The sequence below is a fragment of the Nonomuraea sp. NPDC050383 genome (assembly GCF_044459125.1).
GTDB lineage: Bacteria > Actinomycetota > Actinomycetes > Streptosporangiales > Streptosporangiaceae > Nonomuraea.
In genome coordinates this window covers 505,018-521,407 of the sequence record NZ_JBITIP010000003.1, presented here as the reverse complement: position 1 = coordinate 521,407, position 16,390 = coordinate 505,018, and the positions used below count along the sequence as shown (strand labels likewise).

Below are 16,390 nucleotides of genomic sequence, written 5' to 3'. Positions count from 1 at the left end.
CGGTCCCGGTCACGTCGCCGGGGACCTGAGGCCCTTGGACGACAGGGCCGGGACCACCGCCGCGAGCACGGCCAGCAGCGCGCAGCCCGCCGTCACCGCGACGACCGTCCCCCACGGCATCGTCACCCACGGCAGCGTGCCCGCGATCGGCCCGGTGAGCTGGACCAGCGCCGTCCACAGGCCGAAGAGGCTGAGTGCCGTGGCCAGCGCGGCCAGAACGGTCCCGACCGCCACCACCAGCAGCGCCTCGCCCATCACGTACCTCAGGACCTGCGCCCGCGTCGCCCCCAGCAGGCGCAGCGACCCGCGCTCCGCCTCGCGGTCCGAAGCGGCCATCAGCAGGGTGTTGACCAGGGCGATCGAGGTGTACGCCAGCATGATGCACAGCACCACCAGCAGGCCCAGCCGGCTGGCCGAGGCGCGGCGCGTGCCGATCTGCCGCTCCCACGCGGCCTTGGTGAGGGCGTCGGCGTTGTGGCCCCGGGTGGCCTGCCGGAGCGCCGCCCCGACCTGCTCCGGCGTCGCACCGGGCCGCAGCTTGACGTACGCCCTGGACGGCAGGGCGGAGAAGGCGTGCGCCGGGGTGACGTAGGAGTCGGCGGCGGAGCGGTCGCCGAGCACGGCCGTGACCGTGAGGGACGTCTCGCTGCCGTCGGCGCGCCACATGGTGACGGACTGGCCGACGTTCAGCTCCCATGTCCGGGACACCGCGATCGTGTCGTCGCGGAGCCCGGCCAGCGAGCCGGCGACGACCGGCACGTCGATGCTCCGGAGCAGCGCTTCCGGATCGACGGCCTCGGCCGGTCGCCGGATCAGCGCGGTCCTGCCTTCGAGGGTGTAGACGCTGGTCGGCGTGGTCGTGGTGACGTCCGCTCCCGGGATGGCGCGCAGGCGCCGGACGAGCTGCCGGTCGAGCCCGGCCGAGCCGGTGGGGATCACGACATAGTCGGCTCGTACCGGCTGCGCCTCCAGCACGGTCCTGGCCGCGTCGCTCATGGCGGCCGCGCCGAGCAGCGAGGCGGCCAGGCCCACCGTGACCAGCACGGGAGCGGCCGTCGCGGCGGTCTGCCGGGCGGAGGCGGCGGCTCCGGCGGCGACGACCGTGCCGCCGGCGCCGCGCAGCCGCTCGACAGGCCAGGTGAGCAGGCGGGTGACGGGCCGCACCACGACGGGCGCGAGCATGCCGACGGCCGCGATGAGCAGCATCAGAACCGGCATGTACGACTTGTTGCCGGTCGCGGCCGACGGATCGCCCACGGCCGTCACGGTCATGCTGACCAGCGCCGTGGCGAGAATCGCCAGGCCCGCGACCCACCGGCCGGGCGTCATGGCGCCCTGCTCGACGCTCGACTCGCGCAGGGCCTCGGCCGCGGGCACCCGGCCCGCCCGCCGCGCCGACACGGCGACGCCGAGCAGCGCGACGACCACACCGGTGCCGAAGGCGATCCACGACGGCACCCGGGAGACGCTCGGCACCAGCCAGCCCGGAGCCATCCCCAGCCCGGCCAGCCAGTCCAGGATCGGACGGGCGCCGAAGGGGCCGAGCAGCGCGCCGACCGCGGAGGCAGTCACCGCGACCAGCAGCGCCTCGCCGTACACCATGCGCCTGACCTGCGGGACGGTCGCGCCGATCGTCCGCAGCAGGGCGAACTCCCGCCGCCGTTGCCCCACCGCGAACGCGAACGTGGACGAGACCACGAACACGGCGATGAAGCCGGCGAACCCGGCGGCGATGCCGACGATGGTGTTGGCGTTGTCGCGCGCGTTCTCGTCGGCCGCGCGGGAGGGGTCCGCGAACGCTCTGGCCTGACCGGCCAGAACGCGCGCCTTCCCGCCGACCACGGCCTCCACCTCGGCGGCGGGCTTCCACAGGGCGAGAGCGGTGACGCGCGGGGAGAGCCGGGCGGCCTGCGCGTCGGAGAAGAAGACCGTCGCCTCGGGACCGGGGGAGGTGACGCCCACGACCGTGTACGCGCCGGCGCCGGAGGCCGTGACGACGGACACCCGGTCGCCGACCCGGGCGCCGCCGGTCACCGCGACCTCACGCGCCGAGGCGGGTGCCCGGCCGGTCAGCAGCTGGTGCGGCGCCGTCCTGGCGGCTGCCCACGGGCGCCCCACCGCCGGGGGTCCGCCGGCGAGCTGCGCGGGGAAGGCCCGGTCCACGACCGCTCCGGGCAGGCGCGCGGCCAGCTCGGCGGGTACACCGCGCGGCTCGGCGAGGGGCGCGCTGCTGCCGCCCTGCCAGGTGGGCACGGTGAGCCGGTCGTCCGGCACGACGACGACGGGAGCGGCGGCGTAGCGCTGCGGGCCCCGGTCGGGGGAGCCGCTGGTGGTCGCGAGGACCTGGCCGAGCGCGGCGATCAGGGCGGCGCCGAGGGCCAGCGCGGCGAAGGTGCCGGCGAACGAGACCCACCGCGTCCGCAGGGTGGCCAGGGCGATCCTCAGCACGACGCCTCCAGCTGCAGCATGCGGGTGGCGACGAGTTCGGCCGTGGGATCGGCCAGCTCGCCGTACACGCGCCCGTCGGTCAGGAACACCACCCGGTCGGCGTACGAGGCGGCGACGGGGTCGTGCGTGACCATCACGATGGTCTGCGCGTGCCGGTCCACCAGCGTGCGCAGGAGCTGGAGCACCTCCCGGCTGGTGTTGGCGTCGAGGGCGCCGGTCGGCTCGTCGGCGAACAGCACGGCGGGCCTGGTGACCAGGGCCCGCGCGATCGCGACGCGCTGCTGCTGGCCGCCCGACATCTCGGCGGGCCGGTGCCCGGCGCGCCCGGCCAGGCCGACGGCCGCCAGGCTCTGCCGTACCAGCTCGGGGTCGGGGCGGCGGCCGGCCAGGCGCAGGGGGAGGCCGACGTTCTGCTCGGCGGTGAGCGACGGCAGCAGGTTGAACGCCTGGAAGACGAACCCGATCCGGTCGCGCCGCAGCAGCGTGAGCTGCTTGTCGGTGAGCCGGGCCAGGTCACGGCCGTCGACCGTCACCTGTCCGGACGTGGGCCGGTCCAACCCGGCGGCGCACTGCAGCATCGTCGACTTGCCCGAGCCGGACGGCCCCATCACGGCCGTGAACGTACCGGTCCTGAAGCCGATCGTCACGTCGTCGAGCGCGGTGACGCCGTGCGCGTACTGCTTGGTGACCGAGGTCAGATCGACCCCTTGCATGAGATCCACGATGCGAACGCTATGGGCGCCCCACGAGGCGGGGTACCGGACGAGTGACTAGGATTCCGCAGGTGCTTGAGGGACGCGCCCACGACCAGGCGAGGCTGGACACGCTGCTCAGCGGGGCCCGTGAGGGCCGCAGCGCCGTGCTGGTGATCCGCGGGGAGCCGGGCATCGGCAAGACCTCGCTCCTCGCCTACGCGGGCGAGCGGGCCGGGGACATGGCCGTACTGCGCGGCACCGGCATCGAGACCGAGGCGGAGATCCCGTTCTCCTCGCTGCACCTGCTGCTGCGCCCCGTCCTCGCCCGCGTGGACACGCTGCCGGAGCGGCAGGCGGCGGCGCTGAGCGGCGCACTCGGCATCGGGCCCGCCGGCCGGGACGACGAGTTCCTGGTCGGCCTGGCCGTGCTGTCCCTGCTGTCGGACCTGGCCGACGACGGCCCCCTGCTGTGTCTCGTGGACGACGCGCACTGGCTGGACAGGGCCTCGGCGGCGGCGCTGCGGTTCGCGGCTCACCGCCTGCACGCGGAGGGGGTCGTACTGCTGTTCGGCGCCCGTGACGGCTTCGACGCCGCGGGGCTGCCCGAGCATGTGCTCGGCGGGCTGGACAGGGAGAGCTCCGAGCGGCTGCTGACAGGGCGTGCGCCGGGACTCGCCGCTCCCATGCGCGAGCGGATCATCGAGGAGAGCGGCGGCAACCCTCTCGCCCTGCTCGAACTCCAGGAGAGCGCGCCCGCCCAGGGTCCCCTTCCGCTGCCGCGCCGCATCCAGGAGGCGTACGCCGCGCGCATCGCCCGGCTCCCTGCGGACGCCGCGACCGTGCTTGTGCTGGCCGCGGTCGAGGACGGCGGGGAGCTGCCCGTCATCGTGCGGGCCGCCGCGGAGCTCGGCGTCGCCCCGGCGGCCCTCGACACGGCGGAGCGGTCCGGGCTGATCAGGATCGACGGGGCCCAGGTGGCGTTCGCCCACCCGCTCATGCGCGCCGCCGCGTTCCGGCACGGCACGTACGCCGCGCGGCTGGAGATGCACCGCGTCCTCGCACGGCTCCTCGGCGGCCGGCCGGACCGGCAGGCGTGGCACCTGGCCGCGGCGGCGACGGGCCCGGACGAGACGGCCGCGCTGGCGCTGGAGCAGGCCGCGGAGCGGGCCAGGCAGCGCAGCGGCAATGCGGGCGCGTCCGCCGCGCTGGAGCGCGCCGCCGAGCTGACGGAGGAGACGGCCCTACGGGCACGCCGGTTGACCTCCGCGGCGGTCGCGGCGGCGGACGCCGGCCAGCCGGGCCGGGCGAAGGACCTGATCGAACGGGCCGGCCACCTGCTGACGGATCCGCGGTCGCTCGCCCGGCTGTCCGAGCTGCGGGCCCGCGTCGCCTTCGACGAGGGGGCGCCCCACCTGGCCCACGACCTGCTCCTGTCGGGCGCGGACCTGATCGCCGGGCAGAGGGTGGCCGGGCGGAGGGCCGCCGGGGACACGGTGACGGGAGACCCGGCTGCCGGAGACGCGGCTGCCGGAGACGCGGCCGATGGAGACATGGCCGATGGAGACATGGCCGCCGGAGAGATGGCCGCCGGAGGCGGGATCGCCGCGGCCGATCGGGTCATGGCCGGGCTGATGCTCATCGACGCCGCCCGCAACGCCTGGCAGCTCAGCGACCCCGGCCGGGTCGCGGAGGCGGCCGGCCGGTTGCACGCGCTCGGCCTGCAGCCGGAGGACGGTCTCGGCCCCGCCGTGGACGCCGTCACGGGCGCGGCCGAGTTCCTGGCCAAGGGACCGGCCGGGGCCCTGGCCACCATGCGCGGCCTGGTCGCCGACGGCGGCCGGATCCGTGAGGGAGCGCACGCGTTGCGCGTCAACGCCGCCTTCGTCGCCGGCCTGGTCGGCGACTTCCAGGCAGGCCGTGACATCTCCGCGGCCGTCGCCGCCGAGTGCCGGGCGCGCGGCGACATCGGCAAGCTCCCGCTGGCCCTCCTGACGCTCACGGCCTGCGACCTCTACCTCGGCCGGTTCAACGACGCCGTGGCCGGCGCTGCCGAAGGGCTGCGGCTGGCGGCCGACACCGGCCAGCCGAACCGGGCCGGCTACCTCGAAGGCATGCTCGCCTGGATCGCCGCCGTACGGGGCGAGGACGCCGAGTGCTCCAGGCTGGCGACCCGGTGCCTCGACCGGTTCGAGGCCAACCGGATCGCCAACGGGCCCGCCTGGGCCGAATGGGCGCTGGCCGTGCTGGAGCTCGGCCGGGGCCGTTTCGCCGAGGCGCTGGACCGGCTCGACGCCGCCCTGGAGGGGCCGGTGCGCCATCAGATCCAGGCGGTGTACTTCGCGCCCGACCAGATCGAGGCGGCCGTACGGCTGGGCGTCCCGGCGGGCGAGCCGTTGCGGCGGTTCGAGGAGTGGGCGGACGCCGCGGGCCATGACTGGGCCGGCGGCGTGCTCCACCGCTGCCGCGCCCTGCTCGAACCCGACTGGGGCACGGCGCACGAGCACTTCCGCGCCGCGGTACGGCTGCACGCCGACAGCGGCCGCCCGTGGGAGGCCGCGCGGACCCGCCTGGCCTTCGGGGAGCGGCTGCGCAGGGAGCGGCACAAGGGCAGCGCCCGGCCGCACCTGCGTGCGGCGCTGGAGACGTTCGAACGGCTGGGAGCCCGGCCGTGGGCCGAGCGCGCCCGGACGGAGCTGCGGGCCGCGGGAGACACCAGCGCTCCGGCCGGGCATGACGAGGCCGTCTCGGCGCTGTCACCGCAGGAGCTGCAGATCGTCCGGCTGGCGGCGGCCGGGCTGACGAACCGGGAGATCGGGGCGCAGCTCTTCCTCAGCCCCAAGACGGTCAGCTACCACCTCTACCGGGCCTTCCCCAAGCTCAACGTGGCCAGCCGCGCCCAGCTCGCCGGCCTCGACCTGTCCTGACCGCTGTGACGCACCAGACAGGCCGGACAGGAATCCTGGCTGATCAACGCGGTGCTGCACAGGAGGAGAGCAGTTCGAAGGGAGCAGGCCATGTCCATTCTGATCGCCTATGACGGTTCGGCCGACTCGCGTTCCGCGATCGAGTTCGCGGCCAAGCATCTGGCCCCCGAGCCCGTCGTCGTCGTGACCGTATGGGAGCCGTTGCTGGTGCAGCTCAGGAGGTATCCGCTGGCGGACCTCGCGGCGGTCACGGACGGCACCGACGAGTGGCGCGAGCTGGCCGAGCGGCACGCCGAGGAGGGCGCCGACCTGGCGCGGGCCTCCGGGATCACCGAGGTGACGCACCGGGCCGTGGCCGATCGGGAGTCGATCTGGAAGACGATCGTGGACGTGGCCGACGAGCTGGACGCCTCGCTGATCGTCACCGGCTCGCGCGGCCTGTCGGAGACCCGGTCGGTGCTGCTGGGCAGCGTCTCCAACCACGTGCTGCACCACGCGCGCCGGCCGACGCTGATCGTCCCGCCGCCCGCGAAGGACGGCGCCCGCTAGTCGGCCTGTCACGCAAGCCTGGCCGGACGACCGGTCCGGCCGCTGATACCCATCCCGTCTCGATACTCAGGGCATTCGATCACTGACTGAGGATAGTCTCGATGCTCGATCGGGCAGCACGAAGGCGTCCCGCCTCCCGCGGGAGGACGGTCAGATACAGCACTCTCCCGCGGGGGACGTCTTGGCCGCGGCGGGCCCGGCATGGATCAGGTGGGTGTCGATGCGCCTGGCGCCCGGGCCCTCCTCACCCAGCCGGTCGTGCGGGTTGGCCAGGGCGCACCGGTCGAGCGACAGGCAGCCGCAGCCGATGCAGTCGGTCAGGTCGTCGCGCAGCCGCTGGAGCTGCTCGATGCGGTCCTCCAGCTCGCCGCGCCAGGCGGCCGACAGCCGGGCCCAGTCGCCGCGCGTGGGGGTGCGCTCCTCCGGCAGCTCGCCGAGCGCGTCCCTGATCGTCTTGAGCGGGATGCCGATGCGCTGGGCCAGCCGGATGAAGGCCACCCGGCGGAGCGTGTCGCGGGTGTAGCGGCGCTGGTTGCCGGCGGTGCGGCGGCTGGTGATGAGCCCCTTGGTCTCGTAGAAGTGCAGTGCCGACACGGCGACTCCGCTGCGCTCGGCGAGCTGCCCGACGGTCAGCTCCTTGGTGTTCCACGGGGCCTTGGTCATACCTGGACTATAGTTCAGGATCGCTCGGCCGCTCGAAGAAGGTCTCCAGCACCACGACCGGCCGGGCGCTCACTCCCAGCGGAACAGGCGCACGGCCAGCCAGCCGAAGACCAGCACGCCGGCCGCCATCACCGCCAGGTGCAGCGGCTGCGGCCAGTCGCCCGCCCAGGTGGCGCGCATGGCCTGGGCGAACGGGCCGGCCACCGAGAAGTCGCTGAAGACGCGCAGCGCGCCCGGCATGAACTCGCGCGGGATCCACATGCCCGCCACGAACATCAGCGGGAACATCACCACCGACCCGATCCCGGAAGCGGCCTTCCCGGTGCGCGCCAGCGCGGCGATCACCAGCCCCATGGCCATCAGCGCGGCCGTGCCCAGCAGGAAGACCAGCACGAACCCGACCGGCTGCCGGGGCATGGCCGTCCCCAGCACGAGCCGGCCGAGCACGACGACCAGGGCGGTGGACACGGCGCCGACGGCCACGTTGATGAGGAGCTGGCCGGCCAGCATCCGCGCGGGGTGGACGGGCGTGGTCGACATCCGCCGCAGCACGCCCCGCTCGCGATACGTGGTCAGCACGGTGGGCAGCACCGTGAACGCCAGCGTGAGCATCGCCAGCAGCGTCATCATGGCCGGCAAGTGGGTGTCGGTGATCCGCTGCCCGCCGAGCGCGGGGTCGGCCTTGCCCATGTCGGGGATGCTGCCCAGCACCAGCAGCAGCCCGACCGGCAGCCCGATGGAGAACAGCATGGCCGGCCACTCGCGCAGGTAGAGCTTCGTCTCGACGGCGAGGATCTTCCTCATGACAGTGTCCTTCCGGTGAGGGCGAGGAACGCGTCGTCGAGCGTGGACTGCTCGATGCGCAGGTCGGTGGGCACGATCCGGTGCTCGGCGAGCGCGAGCGTGACAGCGGGCGCCAGGTCGCCGACGCCGGTGACCTCCAGGTGATCGCCGCTGCCGGTGACCGAACGCACCTCGGGCAGCGCCAGCAGCAGCGCGTGGTCCACGGGCGCCGACGGCCGGAACCTGAGCCGCTGCTCCCCGCCCGCCTGGGCGACGAGCGCGGCCGGGGTGCCGGTGGCCACGACGCGGCCCCGGTCGATGAGGGTGAGCCGGTCGCAGAGCCGTTCGGCCTCTTCCATGAAGTGGGTGACCAGCACGATCGTGACGCCCGAGTCGCGCACCTGCTCCACCAGCTCCCACGTGTCGCGGCGGGCCTGCGGGTCGAGACCGGTGGTGAGCTCGTCGAGCACGGCCACGCGCGGCCGGCCGACCAGGGCCAGGGCGACCGACAGCCGCTGGCGCTGGCCGCCGGAGAGCTTGCCGAACGTGGTGTCGCGCTTGTCGTGGAGCCCGACCCGCCGCATCAGCTCCTCCCAGTCGGCGGGGTGCGGGTAGAAGGAGGCGTACAGGTCCAGGGCCTCCCAGACCTTGATCTTCTCCGGCAGCGCGGCGCTCTGGAGCTGCACTCCCAGCACGCGGCGCAGCTCGTCGCGGTCGTGGTGCGGGTCGAGCCCGGCCACCCGTACGGTGCCGGAGTCGGGCACCCGCAGACCGGCGACGCACTCGACGGTGGTCGTCTTGCCGGCGCCGTTGGGTCCGAGGATGCCGAAGATCTCTCCCTCGGCCACCTCGAACGACACGTCCTCCACCGCCACGTGACGGGGGTAGCTCTTGCGGAGGTTTCTCACCTCGATGACCTTCATGGTCTCGACGGTAGGAATCAGGGCCGGTGGCGGGAATCGGGTTGGGTGCCCGGTAACGGTGTACCTAGGTACAGTGCGAGTGCTGTCGTTGTTCGCGCACACTGGTGACATGCTCCGACGACTGACCGGGACGGCCCGGGTGTCCGCGCTGCTCGGAATGATCATCGTCCAGATCGGCATCCTGCTGTTCGCGTTGCCGGCGGTGATCCTGACGTTCACGCTGGGGCTGGTCTTCCTCTACCCGCCGGCCGTGCGCATGGTGCGGGGGACGGCGGAGGAGACCCGGCGCCGGATCGGCGCCTGGTCCGGGGTCCGGATCGCCTCGCCGTACCTCCCGGAACCGCCGCCGCCGCAGCCTCTGACGGACGGGATGTACCGCCACGAGCGGACGCTGTACAAGTCGCCCCGCGTCCCCGCCTGGAACGCCCGGTGGAAGTGGCTGACCACCGACCCGGCGAGCTGGCGCGACCTGCTGTGGCTGGGCCTGGACCCGCTGATCAAGATCGCCCTGCTGCCGATGCTGCTCGTGGCGCCCGCCAGGGGCCTGCGGGTGTACGGCCAGTGGTGCGCCCTGCTGCTGTCCCCCACCCGCACGAGCCTGCTGCGCGGCCAGCTCACCCACCTCCACCAGTCACGCAGCATCGCCGCGGACTCCCAGGCGGCCGAGATGCGGCGCATCGAGCGCGACCTGCACGACGGCACCCAGGCCAGGCTCATCGCGATCGGCATGACCCTGGGCGCGGCCGAGGAGCTGATGGACTCGGACCCGGCCGCGGCGAAGGCGCTGATGACCAAGGCCCGCGACGCCTCCGCCGACACGCTGACCGAGCTGCGGCGGCTCATCCGCGGCATCCACCCCCCGGTGCTGGCGGAGCGGGGGCTCGCCGACGCCGTGCGCGCCCTCGCGATGGACACCGCGCTGCGGGTGGAGGTCGAGGTGGACCTGCCGCACCGGCCGGAGCCTCCGGTGGAGGCCGCGGCCTACTTCGCGGTCAGCGAGCTGCTGGCCAACGCCGCCCGGCACGGCGACGCCCGCTCGGCGAGCGTGGACATCAGCTCCGACGGGTCGGCCCTGCGCATCACGGTCACGGACGACGGCCTGGGCGGCGCGGACCCGGCCAAGGGCAGCGGCCTGCGCGGGATCGAGCGGCGGCTGGCCGCCTTCGACGGCGTGATGGCGATCAACAGCCCGCCGGGCGGCCCGACGGGCGTCATGATGGTGCTGCCCAAGGTGCTCCCGGTCCACTGGGCGGAGGGCAACAAGCTGCCGCGCTGGAAGACCGCCGTGGTGGCGCTGTGCTGGTCGCTGGCCTGGTGCCCGCTGTTCCCGCAGGGGATGGTCGCCGCCGTGTTCAAGACCTTCGCGTTCCCCGAGAAGTCGTGGTTCCTCGCCCTGTACGCCCCCGAACCCCTCCAGTGGCCGGTCATCCTCTTCATGATCGCTCTGGGCCTCGGCATGTACGCGACCGCCATCGCGATCCCCGCCAAGCACAACCGGGACCGCTGGATGGCCGAGGCGCCGCGCCGGCTGGGGATGTGCTGATGGGCGACCGGGTGCTGATCGCCGAGGACCTCTACCTGCTCAGGGACGGGCTGGTCCACCTGCTCCAGGCCCACGGGTTCACCGTCGTGGCCGCCGTGGAGAGCGGTCCCGAGCTGCTGAAGGGGCTGGTCGAGCTGCGGCCCGACGTGTCGGTCGTGGACGTGCGGCTGCCGCCGACGTTCACGGACGAGGGGCTCCAGGCGGCGCTGGAGGCCCGCCGGCAGGTGCCCGGCCTGCCGATCCTCGTGCTGTCGCAGCATGTCGAGCAGCTCTACGCCCGCGAGCTGCTGGCCGACGGCTCCGGCGCGATCGGCTACCTGCTGAAGGACCGGGTGCTGAACGCCGGGCAGTTCGTCGACGCCGTGCGCCGGGTGGCCGGTGGTGGCACGGCCATGGACCCCGAGGTCATCGCCAAGCTGCTGGCCAGCAACGCCCGGAACGAGCCGCTGGCCGCGCTGACGCCGCGCGAGCGGCAGGTGCTGGAGGCCATGGCCGAGGGCCGCTCCAACGCCGCCATCTCGCAGCGGCTCTACCTGAGCGAGAGCGCGGTGGCCAAACACACCGCGAGCATCTTCGCCAAGCTGGGTCTGGCCCCGTCCGACGACGACAATCGCAGGGTGCTCGCAGTGCTCGCCCACCTCAACAGCCGCTGACTCCCGCCTGGTCGACAAGCTGCACGGGATTGTCGGTGGGACCGGCTACCTTCATAGGAGGCAGGCGAGCGAAAGGGCCGAATCAGGTGAAAATCCGGGTTAACCGCGATCTTCTGGCGGATGCCGTGGCATGGGCCGCCCGGGTCCTCCCCAACCGGCCCGTGATGCCCGTGCTCTCCGGCTTGCTGCTGGTGGCCGGCGAGGAGCTGAGCCTGTCCGCGTTCGACTACGACGTCTCCGCACAGGCGCGGATCGACGCCGATGTGGCCGAGGCTGGCGGCGTGCTCATTCCCGGCCGTCTGCTGGCCGAGATCACTCGCAGCCTGCCCGGCGACGAGGTGCAGATCGTCACCGAGGGCGCCGAGGCGGTTCTGACCTGCGGCAGTGCCGAGTTCGGCCTGATCACGATGCCGGTCGAGGACTTCCCGACCATGCCGACGATGCCGCCCGCCATCGGGGCCGTCGGCGGCGGGGTGTTCGCCTCGGCCGTCGGCCAGGCCGCGCCCGCCTCCAGCCGTGACGACACCCTGCCGATGCTCACCGGCATCCGGGTCGACATCGACGGCGAGACGGTCACGATGGCCGCCACCGACCGCTACCGGATCGCGGCCCGCGAGTTCGGCTGGCGGCCCGTGCGGCCCGACATCGCCGTCTCAGCCATGGTGCCCGCGCGGGTGCTGGTCGAGGTGGCCAGGTCGCTGCGCGGCGGCGAGGTGCAGATCGCGATGGGCGACGGGGTGGCCGGCTTCGAGAGCGTCGGGCGCAGCACCACGGTGCGGCTGCTCGACGAGCAGTTCATCGACTACCGCACCCGGCTCGCCTCCGACTGGTCGATCCGGGCCGACGTGCGGGTGGGCCCGTTCGTCGACGCCATCAAGCGGGTCGCCCTGGTGGCCGAGCGCAACACCGCGATCCGGCTGTCGTTCACCCAGGGGCAGGTGACGCTCCAGGCGGGCGGCGGCGACATCGGGCGCGGCATCGAGGTGCTGGAGTGCGAGCTGCGGGGCGACGACATCGAGATCGCCTTCCAGTCGCAGTTCCTCCTCGACGGCCTGACCGGCATCGAGACGGAGCTGGCCCGCCTCAACATGGAGTCCCCGACGCGGCCGGCGCTGATCCAGGACGTGCCCGGAGACGCCGACCCCGCCTTCCGCTACCTCGTGATGTCCCTGCGCCTCGGCGCCTGATCCCGCTCCCCGGCTCCGCCGGGGAGCGGGGCGTCACTGCGGCCTGCGGGCCGACTGCCGGTCGGCGACCAGCTTGAAGACGCGCTTGAACTCCGCGTACGCCTCCTCGCCCACGGTCGAGGCCAGCTCGGCCTCGATGGCGGCCATGGCGGCGTCCGACTTGGCCATCTCGTCCAGCCCCTTGGCCGTGGGCACGATCAGCTTGGCCCGGCGGTCGGCCGGGTCCGGCTGCCGCTCGACGTAACCCAGCTCGACCAGTTCGTCCACCAGCGTGCCGATGACCTGCTTGTGCTGCCCCGACTGCGTGGCCAGGTCGGTGGCCCGGCTGCCCTCCTCGTCGAGGTAGGCCAGCACCGCGCCGTGACGCGGCCGGAGCTCCCGATGTCCCTGCTCGGCCACCGCCCCGAACAGCTCCCGCTGCACCGAGAACAGCGTCCGCCCGGCCAGGACGCCGAGGTCCGGGTTGTCCTGCTTGCGCTGGCTCCTACGCACCGCCACGCCTCCATTTGGTCACTAATCTTGATAGTCACTTAATTTTACTATATGGTCGTCCTCATGACCACAACGATGGAACTCACCCGGTTCCGCGTGGCTCCGGACAATGCCGAGCGGCTCCTCGCCGCCCGTCCCAGAATGCTCGCGGACTTCCGCGCCGACCGCGCGGGCTTCCTCGGCGCACGCCTGGTGCGCCTGCCCCGTGACGAGTGGCTCGACATCGTCGAGTGGCGCTCGCCCGAGGACCGGGCCGCCTCCGCCGCCAAGGGCGGCAACCTGCCCGGCATCCGGGCCTTCTTCGAGTTGATCGACGAGCTGGTGTCCGCCGAAGACGGCACCACGGAAGGAAGCGAGGGCTGACCATGACGATCCTCATCACCGGAGCCACCGGCACCGTCTCCGGCGCCGTGCTCGACGCGCTGCCCGGCAAGGACGGGGTGCGGGTGCTGGTGCGAGACCCGGCCAAGGCGCCGGCCGGGTACGAGGTGGCCGTCGGCGACCTCGACGACCCGGCGACGCTCGGCGACGCGTTCGACGGCGTGGAGACGCTCTGGCTGCTCACCGCGATGGGCCCGCAGGCGCCGCACGCCAGCATGAACGCGCTCTGGGCGGCCCGCCGGGCGGGGGTGCGGCACGTGGTCCGCATGTCGGCGATCGGCGCCGCGCACGACGCGCCCACACGCAACGGCCGCCTGCACGTCCTGTCCGACGTCGAGCTCCAGGCATCCGGCCTCGGCTGGACCATCATCCGCCCGGCCTTCTTCATGCAGAACCTGTTCGGCTCCGTCACCGGGGACACTCTGTACGGCGCCACCGGGCACGGCCGGTTCGGCCTCATCGACGTGCGGGACATCGGCGAGTTCGCCGCCACCCTGCTGACCGACCCCCGACCGCACACAGGCAAGGTCTACACCCTCACCGGCCCGGCCAGCATCTCCCTGGCCGAGGCGGCGGAGGCGCTCGGCGAGGTGTACGGCCGTCCGATCGCCTACCAGCCGGTGGCGCCGGAGCAGGCCCACGCCGCCATGCTGGAAGCGGGGCTGCCCGCCTGGAACGCCGCGGTCAACACCGAGTACATGCGCGCCTACGCGGGCGGGTGGGGCGACTACACGACCCCGGACTACCGCGAGGTGACGGGCAAGGACGCCCACACCTTCACGGACTTCGCCAGGGCTCACGCGGACCGGCTTCTGTCCGGCCAGGAATGACACCGGAGGAGCAACGGGCAAGGCGTGGACGGAAGCCATGGCCCACATGACGCGCGTGTCGGCGACCGGCCCCGTGCGGGGTCAGCGGGCGTATCCCTGGAGGCCCCCAGCCCCGTACGGCGACTGGGGCCTGCCAGGCTGTGCCGTAACAGCAGGAAAAAAAGGGGTTACGCGTCCGTCAGGGCGATGAGGATGTGCTCCATGCAGGCGTGGCTGGCGCGCTCGGCGGCGGTCGCGTCGCCGGCCGCGATGGCGCGGGCGATCGCGTCGTGCGGGATGTAGCTCTTGTTGAGCGACGTGCCCGCGGCGGTGATGCTGGCCCGCAGCGCGGCCGAGAAGTCCTCGAACAGGTCGATCAGCACGAGGTTGTGCGTGGCGTGCGCGACGGCCATGTGGAAGGCCAGGTCGGCCTCCACGAAGAAGTCGGGGTCGTCGAGGTCCCAGGCCCGCTCCCGCTCGGCCAGAGCGGCCTCGATGCGCAGGATGTCCTCGTCGGTGCGCCTGGTGGCGGCCAACCGCGCCGACTCGACCTCCAGGGCGCGCCGCACCTCCAGGATCTCCAGCTGCTCCGCCTGCCGGAGGCGGCGGAGCATGGCGCCGGAGAGCTCGCTCGTCGCGCGGACGTAGGTGCCGTCCCCCTGACGGCACTCCAGGAGTCCCGCGTGAGTCAGCGCGCGTACGGCCTCGCGAACGGTGTTGCGTCCTACCCCGAGTTGCTCGGCGAGCACCGTCTCGGTCGGGATCTTGCCGTTCATCCGCCACGACCCTGATGTGATCTGCTCCTTGAGCTGATCGATCACCTGGTCCACGAGCGAAGCCCGCTGCGCCGTACGCAGACTCACAGTCCGCCTCCTCCGGGGAAACCAATCATCCTATGAGTCAATGACTGGTAGACCCTAATTATTCCAGACCCAAGAACACAAATCTGGAACTCCCGGGAGGCGTTTTCCGATCAGCCGGAGACCGCGGCGTTAACCGGCAGACCCGCCAGCGCGGAGCGAACCCCGGCTGCTTCCAGCGCCTTACGATACGCGGCGGTCTGCTGCGCCCGGCCACCGGCCCGGCCGTACAGGTCGCCCAGCTCGCGCCAGCAACGGGCCGCCTGACGGTCGGAGCCGAACATGGGCCCGCTGAGCGACTGCAGCAGGTCCCGAGCCGTGCCGAGGTGCCCCATGGCGTCGCCGTCCAGGTCGAGCGCCACGGTCGCGAGCACCAGCCGCGCCTCGGCCGGAGTGGTGCGCGACGCGTCGGGCGCCGCCTCCAGCGCAGCGGTCGCCAGCTCACCGGCACGTGCCAGGTCGCCGGCGCGCAGCCGGACCCGGGCGTGCGCGATCAGCGCCTCGCCGCGCTCCCGGCCGGTGCCCGGTGCCGCCGCGAACGCCTTGGCCGCGGCCTCCACCAGCCGCTCGGCCTCGGCGACCGGCGTACCGGCGAGCCGGGACCAGTGCACGGCCACCCGGGCGAGCTGGAGCGCGAGCCGCGCCGAACGGCCCGCCGTGATGGCGTCGTCGGCCAGCCGCACCGCCAGCGCCGAGTCGTCGCCCGCCGCGGCGGAGACACTCGCCTGCCACAGAGCGTCGATCTCAGCGGAACGGTCCACCACGTCAGGAACGCCGTTGACGTCGAGCACCCGGCGCACGTAGGCGAGCTCGGCGGAGCCGCTCTCCATCTCCTCGCGCGCCTCGACGATCGCCGCGGCGAGGTCGATGGCGATCTCACCCTGTGTGATCTCCAGCCGCTCCGCCTGCTGCAGCGCGTGGGCGGCGAGATCGCGGGCCCGCAGCCGGTCACCGGCGTGCTGGTAGCAGCGGCTCAGCGCCACGGCCAGCGGCAGGTCGGCCAGCCGCTCCGGGTGGGCCGAGGCCTCCCTGCGCAGCCGCTCGAACGCCTCGACGGCCTGACCCAGCCGGCCCTGCGCCTCCAGCGCACGCGCCCGGCCGAAGCGGGCGTGCGCCGTGAGCATGGCGTTCTCCTCGTCGGCGGCCTTCACGATCTCCGTGAAGCGCTCCGCCGCGAGGGCCGCGTCGCCGTGCTGCAACTCCAGCTCGGCGTGGCGCAGCCCAAGCTCGGTGTCGATGCGCTGACGGGGCTCGATGCCGTGCAACAAGAACTCGGTGGTACATCCCAGCCGCTCCGCCAGGAGCCGGGCCACCACCGGAGTCGGAGTGCGCTTACCCGACTCGATGAGGGAGACATAACTGTCAGACAGGTCGGGCCCGGCCAGCTGGGCCTGGGACATCCGCCTGTTCAGCCGCAGTCCACGGACGCGGTCACCGATGGTTCCCTGACTCGGCATCTCATCTCTCAAGGCGGGGAAGG

General features: G+C 73.3%; 15 protein-coding genes. 7 read left to right on the top strand and 8 right to left on the bottom strand.

Features of this window, described 5'->3' with window-relative positions; genetic code table 11:
- Positions 1-9: 9 nt before the first annotated feature.
- Positions 10-2,448: an ABC transporter permease gene (locus ACIBG4_RS10785; protein ID WP_397201615.1), complete on the bottom strand. Its 2,439-nt coding sequence runs from the start codon at positions 2,446-2,448 to the stop codon at positions 10-12.
- Positions 2,442-3,161 carry an ABC transporter ATP-binding protein gene (locus ACIBG4_RS10780; RefSeq protein ID WP_310708160.1) on the bottom strand — a complete coding sequence of 240 codons (720 nt, stop codon included), beginning with the start codon at positions 3,159-3,161 and terminating at the stop codon, positions 2,442-2,444. The genes ACIBG4_RS10785 and ACIBG4_RS10780 overlap by 7 nt, the downstream gene beginning before the upstream one ends.
- A 71-nt stretch (positions 3,162-3,232) precedes the next feature.
- Between ACIBG4_RS10780 and ACIBG4_RS10775 the strand changes: the two genes are divergently transcribed.
- Together ACIBG4_RS10775 and ACIBG4_RS10770 are read left to right on the top strand one after the other, a co-directional pair.
- On the top strand, positions 3,233-6,067 hold the full coding sequence (locus ACIBG4_RS10775; RefSeq protein ID WP_397201614.1) for a LuxR C-terminal-related transcriptional regulator: 2,835 nt from the start codon (positions 3,233-3,235) through the stop codon (positions 6,065-6,067).
- A 90-nt stretch (positions 6,068-6,157) separates the two neighbouring features.
- Positions 6,158-6,616 carry a universal stress protein gene (locus ACIBG4_RS10770; RefSeq protein WP_397201613.1) on the top strand — a complete coding sequence of 153 codons (459 nt, stop codon included), beginning with the start codon at positions 6,158-6,160 and terminating at the stop codon, positions 6,614-6,616.
- Positions 6,617-6,766: 150 nt separating this feature from the next.
- Here ACIBG4_RS10770 and soxR read toward each other — a convergent pair whose 3' ends face one another.
- The 3 genes from soxR to ACIBG4_RS10755 form a co-directional block, all read right to left on the bottom strand.
- Entirely contained in the window at positions 6,767-7,279 is a 513-nt protein-coding gene (gene soxR, locus ACIBG4_RS10765) for a redox-sensitive transcriptional activator SoxR (RefSeq protein WP_397201611.1), read from the bottom strand.
- 69 nt (positions 7,280-7,348) lie between these two features.
- Positions 7,349-8,083, bottom strand: coding sequence for an ABC transporter permease (locus tag ACIBG4_RS10760; protein WP_397201610.1), 735 nt, complete (start codon positions 8,081-8,083; stop codon positions 7,349-7,351).
- Complete coding sequence (locus tag ACIBG4_RS10755) at positions 8,080-8,985, bottom strand: ABC transporter ATP-binding protein (protein WP_397201609.1); 906 nt, start codon at positions 8,983-8,985, stop codon at positions 8,080-8,082. Before ACIBG4_RS10755 ends, ACIBG4_RS10760 begins: the two co-directional genes overlap by 4 nt.
- 109 nt (positions 8,986-9,094) lie before the next feature.
- Between ACIBG4_RS10755 and ACIBG4_RS10750 the strand changes: the two genes are divergently transcribed.
- The 3 genes from ACIBG4_RS10750 to dnaN all read left to right on the top strand — a co-directional run bounded on the left by ACIBG4_RS10750 (position 9,095) and on the right by dnaN (position 12,368).
- Positions 9,095-10,528 (top strand): sensor histidine kinase, encoded by a 1,434-nt coding sequence (locus tag ACIBG4_RS10750; RefSeq protein WP_397201608.1) that lies wholly within the window; start codon positions 9,095-9,097, stop codon positions 10,526-10,528.
- Positions 10,528-11,181, top strand: coding sequence for a response regulator transcription factor (locus tag ACIBG4_RS10745; protein WP_355453218.1), 654 nt, complete (start codon positions 10,528-10,530; stop codon positions 11,179-11,181). The genes ACIBG4_RS10750 and ACIBG4_RS10745 overlap by 1 nt, the downstream gene beginning before the upstream one ends.
- An 86-nt stretch (positions 11,182-11,267) precedes the next feature.
- Complete coding sequence (gene dnaN / locus ACIBG4_RS10740; RefSeq protein ID WP_310707810.1) at positions 11,268-12,368, top strand: DNA polymerase III subunit beta; 1,101 nt, start codon at positions 11,268-11,270, stop codon at positions 12,366-12,368.
- A gap of 33 nt (positions 12,369-12,401) precedes the next feature.
- Here dnaN and ACIBG4_RS10735 read toward each other — a convergent pair whose 3' ends face one another.
- Positions 12,402-12,866 carry a MarR family winged helix-turn-helix transcriptional regulator gene (locus tag ACIBG4_RS10735; RefSeq protein ID WP_397201607.1) on the bottom strand — a complete coding sequence of 155 codons (465 nt, stop codon included), beginning with the start codon at positions 12,864-12,866 and terminating at the stop codon, positions 12,402-12,404.
- 57 nt (positions 12,867-12,923) lie between these two features.
- On the opposite strand from ACIBG4_RS10735, the gene ACIBG4_RS10730 reads away from it, so the two are divergent.
- Entirely contained in the window at positions 12,924-13,223 is a 300-nt protein-coding gene (locus ACIBG4_RS10730) for an antibiotic biosynthesis monooxygenase (RefSeq protein ID WP_397201606.1), read from the top strand.
- A 2-nt stretch (positions 13,224-13,225) separates the two neighbouring features.
- Positions 13,226-14,071: an SDR family oxidoreductase gene (locus tag ACIBG4_RS10725; protein ID WP_397201605.1), complete on the top strand. Its 846-nt coding sequence runs from the start codon at positions 13,226-13,228 to the stop codon at positions 14,069-14,071.
- A 167-nt stretch (positions 14,072-14,238) separates the two neighbouring features.
- Here ACIBG4_RS10725 and ACIBG4_RS10720 read toward each other — a convergent pair whose 3' ends face one another.
- Both ACIBG4_RS10720 and ACIBG4_RS10715 read right to left on the bottom strand, forming a co-directional pair.
- Positions 14,239-14,913 carry a FadR/GntR family transcriptional regulator gene (locus tag ACIBG4_RS10720; RefSeq protein ID WP_310707814.1) on the bottom strand — a complete coding sequence of 225 codons (675 nt, stop codon included), beginning with the start codon at positions 14,911-14,913 and terminating at the stop codon, positions 14,239-14,241.
- A gap of 110 nt (positions 14,914-15,023) precedes the next feature.
- A complete protein-coding gene (locus ACIBG4_RS10715; protein ID WP_397201604.1) occupies positions 15,024-16,367 on the bottom strand; it encodes a helix-turn-helix domain-containing protein in 1,344 nt (447 codons plus the stop codon).
- Positions 16,368-16,390: the final 23 nt, after the last annotated feature.